This window comes from Dolosicoccus paucivorans (assembly GCF_900100125.1).
In the GTDB taxonomy this organism is placed as follows: Bacteria; Bacillota; Bacilli; order Lactobacillales; family Aerococcaceae; genus Dolosicoccus; species Dolosicoccus paucivorans.
The window spans coordinates 1-4,977 of record NZ_FNEL01000077.1 but is presented as its reverse complement, the minus strand read 5'-3'; the positions used below and the strand labels follow the sequence as shown (position 1 = coordinate 4,977).

The 4,977-nt window shown below is 38.8% G+C and carries 4 protein-coding genes; all 4 read left to right on the top strand.

The window, feature by feature from the left end:
• A partial coding sequence (locus BLR79_RS08340; protein ID WP_143338840.1) for an IS3 family transposase occupies positions 1-245 on the top strand: 245 nt, incomplete at its 5' end.
• A 189-nt stretch (positions 246-434) separates the two neighbouring features.
• Complete coding sequence (locus tag BLR79_RS08335) at positions 435-1,190, top strand: LCP family protein (protein WP_159427638.1); 756 nt, start codon at positions 435-437, stop codon at positions 1,188-1,190.
• A 16-nt stretch (positions 1,191-1,206) separates the two neighbouring features.
• Positions 1,207-1,647 (top strand): hypothetical protein, encoded by a 441-nt coding sequence (locus BLR79_RS08330; protein ID WP_092086923.1) that lies wholly within the window; start codon positions 1,207-1,209, stop codon positions 1,645-1,647.
• Positions 1,648-2,151: 504 nt separating this feature from the next.
• Positions 2,152-4,977: Rib/alpha-like domain-containing protein (locus BLR79_RS08325; RefSeq protein WP_143338839.1), on the top strand; the 2,826-nt coding region annotated here is incomplete at its 3' end.

Sequence of the window (4,977 nt, the reverse complement as noted above, 5' to 3'; positions counted from 1 at the left end):
AGTATACGTCTCATGGCTTTAACAGCTTTATCAAAAGGAACCAGATTATTCAAAGTATGTCTCGTGTTGGTAAATGTATCGACAATGGGCCAATGGAAAACTTTTGGGGGATCATCAAAGAAGAGATGTATCACTTGAAGACCTATAAGAGCTTTGAGGAATTGGAGAATGACGTTAAACAATATATTGAATTTTATAATACCCAACGGGTAACCTTGAAAATGGGATTAAAAATCCCCGCATAAAAAAAAGCCATGCATGAGTGATTCATACATGGCACAAATTATTTTGTTTATTTGCCTGTCTACTTGACAGGGAGCAGTTCACAAGCGTTAAGGTCTTTTTTTAGTAAAGTGTTCACACTTTTATAACAAATTATCACTCGGCTCATGGTATGATACATCTAAGAATTATCGTAGAAAGTAGGAATGAGTGTGCTTAAAAAAATAATATATGGACTACTCATCGGTTGGCTGGGAGCGTTTAGTTTACTAACGTCTTCTGCCCAAGCGGATGGGGTGACAAATATTGTAATGACTGGAAGTGACCGCCAAGCAGATGGCAGCGGTCAAAGTGATTCGACTTTAGTGGTGTCTTATAATGAAGGAACAGGACAAGTTTCGTTAATTAGTTTACCTCAAAACTTAATGATTTCTATTCCCGAACAGGGTGAAGGCACCCTTGCGGAAGCTTACTCTATCGGGGGAGGTCAATTAGTAGCTGACGGAATTGAGGAGTGGACTGACGCTTCGATTGATGATTATTTAACGTTAGATATGGCCGGTGTCGCAGAGTTAATCGATGAAGTGGGCGGAGTTACTGTTTATGTGTCTGAAAGCTTTGAACAAGATGGATATTCCTTCCAAGAAGGGGATACGTTAACGATGGACGGTTCACAAGCTCTGGCTTATATGCGTCATTTACCTCAAGAAGGAGAATTAGTTTCTAAACAAGAACGTCAAGCTCAAGTGATTCGCTCCTTAGGAGAAGAACTGGCCGGCGAAGATTTATCGGCCTTTGGGTACATTAAGTTATACCAAAATTATTCAGGTTATATTGATTCAAGTTTAGGTAAGATGGAGATGATTAATTTAGTTAAAGAATTAATCCAATCAGGAAGTGGGTTATCTTACCATGAACTTGACGAACAGACGACGCCTGATCAATTACAGATGTTACTTCAATCTTAAATAGGAAGGTTATATTATGAAGACTAAACTTGATGCGTGTATACTATATAGTAGTTTATTTAATGGAGAGGTCGACCGAACAGCTGAGGGAATTCAACTCGCTTTAGCGACTCAATACAATATGCCGTCGACCATTACAAATTGGCATCCCGCTCTTGAAGTAACTGACGTAATGGATTGTTTAAATGCTAAAGTAAAGATCATTATTATGACAGAATTACTAGCTGAACAATTGGATTATGTCTTACGTCATCCTTTCGAGTATCAAGAAGACGATGAGTATAAATTGAAATGGATCTTAGCTCGGTACTTAACGGATAAAGAATTAAAGGATCCACTGATTGGAATTTATTATGATGGCCCTGAACAATATGATTGGTTACCTTGCGACCATCTCGCTAAAGATCGATCGACGACAGAGTTTATCCGCTTAATGGACAGTGTATTGAAGGAGTAAGGTAGGAAGTCACTGAAGAAGTGGCTTCTTTTTTATGGCGTGAAATATTAAAGGCAGTCAATAGACATATTAAAAGTTTTGTATATATATTGTCAATAAAATGATCGAAATGACGATGTTTAGAGTAGTCTGATTCTAATTTAACAAAAAGTATAGAAAGATTTTCTTGTCTAATCAACTTAAAAGATGATAGTGAAAGGAAGAATCATTCTAATGAGAATTCTGATCTAATAAATTCTTAATAAATAGAACCATTGATATTATATTGCTATATAGTATAATTAGTATCAGAGCGAGTGCCTAGCACTTGCGAAAGAAGTCACTTGTCGTATTTGTCATTGTTTATAGAGGAGATGATGCTCGATCGAAATCTCGCATGTAATGACTCGCCTCACTTGGCTCGTGAGACGATAAGCACTTCGTATTATTGTAATTATTGATGCGAAGGTATCAATAATCACTTAGTCTTAATTACAAAATCTATTATTTATTGGAGGTAAATATATGTTTAGTAAGAACAACACGCGCATGCAAACAATGAAACGCGGAAACAAAGTTCAAACTTTTGGTATCCGTAAGTTCAGTGTGGGTGTGGCATCTGTTGCGGTAGCAGCAGGTATTTTCTTCGGAGCAGACGCTGTATTAGCAGCTGAAACTGGCGCTGAAACACAAGAACAAACACAAACAACACAACCAGACGCAGCTGGTGAAGAAGGTGCTGACGCAGGTGCACCAAACGACGGTGCGGCAAATGATGGCGCTGGCGAACTAGACGGCACTACACCAGATGGTGCAGGAAGTGAACAAGATAATTCAGGTGCAGGAGATATTAATCCTGATGTAACAAACCCTGGATTAGAAACTGATCCAAACGCAGACAAAGAGTCACAACAAGCATCTGGCGATGTCGATAGCTCACTTCAAGAACAAATTGAACAAGAAGCGATCTATTCACCAGGTACATGGTTACAAAACTACAGTTATAACGGTACTGTTAAACTTCAAAAAGAAGGTACTAAATACACAACCGGCGACACACCGATGGCAGGTGCTAAAGTCTATTTACAGTGGACAGACTCAAACGGTACAGTTTCACCTGTATATTATACAACGTCAAATGCAGATGGTAGATTTACAATTGACCTATCAAAACCATTTGTTGATGGTACAGGGGTAGAGCACTACTTCAGACTTTCAAACTCTGGAGTAAGAAAAACAGCAATCAGAACTTGGGTAACGTTACCAAATGAAGAACGTTATGATGTAGTTAAAGGTGGAGACGGTAAAGGTAATTTCCACGTTGCTACAGCTCGTACGAACGAATCATGGAACTTAACAATTGGTAAAGAATTAATCGAGAACGCACAAGTTCGTGTTCAAGAGAAAAAACTTCTAAATGATTGGTTAATGAAACCAGAAGCGGAATGGACTACTTCAGGAACGTCTGACGGTATTTGGGCTAATCAAGGAGATTATGGAAAAGTTGAAGGTTATGTTTGGTATGACCTTTATGAGCCAAGTGGTTCAGATGCTCGTTGGTTAAAACACGATAATTCTGACGTTAACGCTACAGGAACTAAAATTGCAGCATCTTATGTAAATGATGAAGTTGCTATTTTATTCGATAACTGGAAAAAAGAAAATCCAAAGGCGACAATTGATGATTTCAGAAACGCTCAAGCACAAATTGTTGCAGAATATCAAGCAACTAACGGTGTAGGATCACATATCGCTGAAACAGTTATCGGTACTGTTGATCAAAATGGTTACTACTATATTCCGTTTAGAGGATTATATGGTATCAGTCCATACCGACAAAACTCTGGTGCATCTATAAGTCATACGATTTCTGATGAAGAGTACGGTACGGTTGTTCGTGACGAAGATCTTTCACACGGTAACCTAATGGCATGGAACGGTACAATTGGTCAAAAACACCGTCATATCAACCAAGATTATATGTATATTGCTCCATTAGTGGAGAATACTGTAATTTATTCAAATAACTCACGTTACAATATGTTTGCTAACCCAGACATTTCACGTGACTTATATGACTCAAAAATGTTAGCTTCATACAATGGTAAGAGACAAGACTTTACGTTACTTGTTACAAACCCAATGCATAAAGTAATGATTGAAAACTCTACTGAAGAAGTAGCAAAACCAGGCGATGTTTTGGTCTCTCAAACAGGTGGACTATTCCCTAACCGTGAGTATCAATTACAATGGTTTAAAGATGGAGTTCCAGTAGGCGATCCTGTAACGATGACATCTAATAATGTAGGTAAAATTGGTTCACATCCATTAACAGTTCCTGCAGATTTAGATCAAAGCGCAATCTATACTTCAGGTGTGTTCTTACAAGGTGCAAATACTTCATCTACATCAGAAGCTTTAGCTCTAGACTCAGTAGTTGCTGTTCCTAACGAACAAGCAGAGCTCTTCGAACCTAACTATACGGATCAAGATGGCGAAGCAGGTAAAGAGGTTCAATCAGGTACACCAACATTCACTAACCAAGATGGTACACCGGCAGAAACTCAACCAAACAATCCTAAATTCGAATTAGGAGCAGATGCTCCAGCGGGTGCTGTTATTGATCCTGCTACAGGCAACATCACGTATACACCATCTGAGGCAGAAGCAGGTACTGCAATTGAAATTCCAGTAACTGTAACTTATGAAGACGGTTCAACAGACAACACTAACTTTACAATTAACGTTGCTGAGTTAGATCCAGTTATCGATCGTACAGACGATCAAGACGCAGCAACTCCAGAAGGTTATGTACGTGTAACTGTTGATGCAGGTGAAGGTACTGAATTAGCAGCTGGCGAAACTCCAAAACACTACGATGTTAAGATTGGTTCAGCTTTAGCTGAAGAACACTATCCAAACGTAGAAGTTGTTGAAGGATATAAAGAGCCTATTACGTGGACAGTTCCAGCAGGTACTGAAATTACTGAAGCAGTCGACATTGTTTCTACAGCAGAACAACAAGACGCAACTAAGTACGAACCAGAAGTAACACCATTAGAAAAAGACTTTGGTGAAACTCCAACAGAAGATGAGATTACTGGTCAAGTAACTATCCCAGGTTACCCTGAAGATGCAGAACAACCAGAAATCACTGTTAAGGATCCAAACCAAATCCCTGATGGAAATACTCCAGGTGACTACGAAGTTGATGTAGAAGTAACTTATCCAGACGGATCTAAAGATGAGATCAAAGTTCCAATTATCATTGGTGAAGATCCACAAACTCAAGCAGATAAGTACGAACCAGAAGTAACCCCATTAGAAAAAGACTTTGGTGAAACTCCAACA

Bases quoted from the DNA above. Each gene is read 5' to 3' on its own strand.
- BLR79_RS08330 (WP_092086923.1), top strand. From the start codon at position 1,207: ATGAAGACTAAACTTGATGCGTGTATACTATATAGTAGTTTATTTAAT.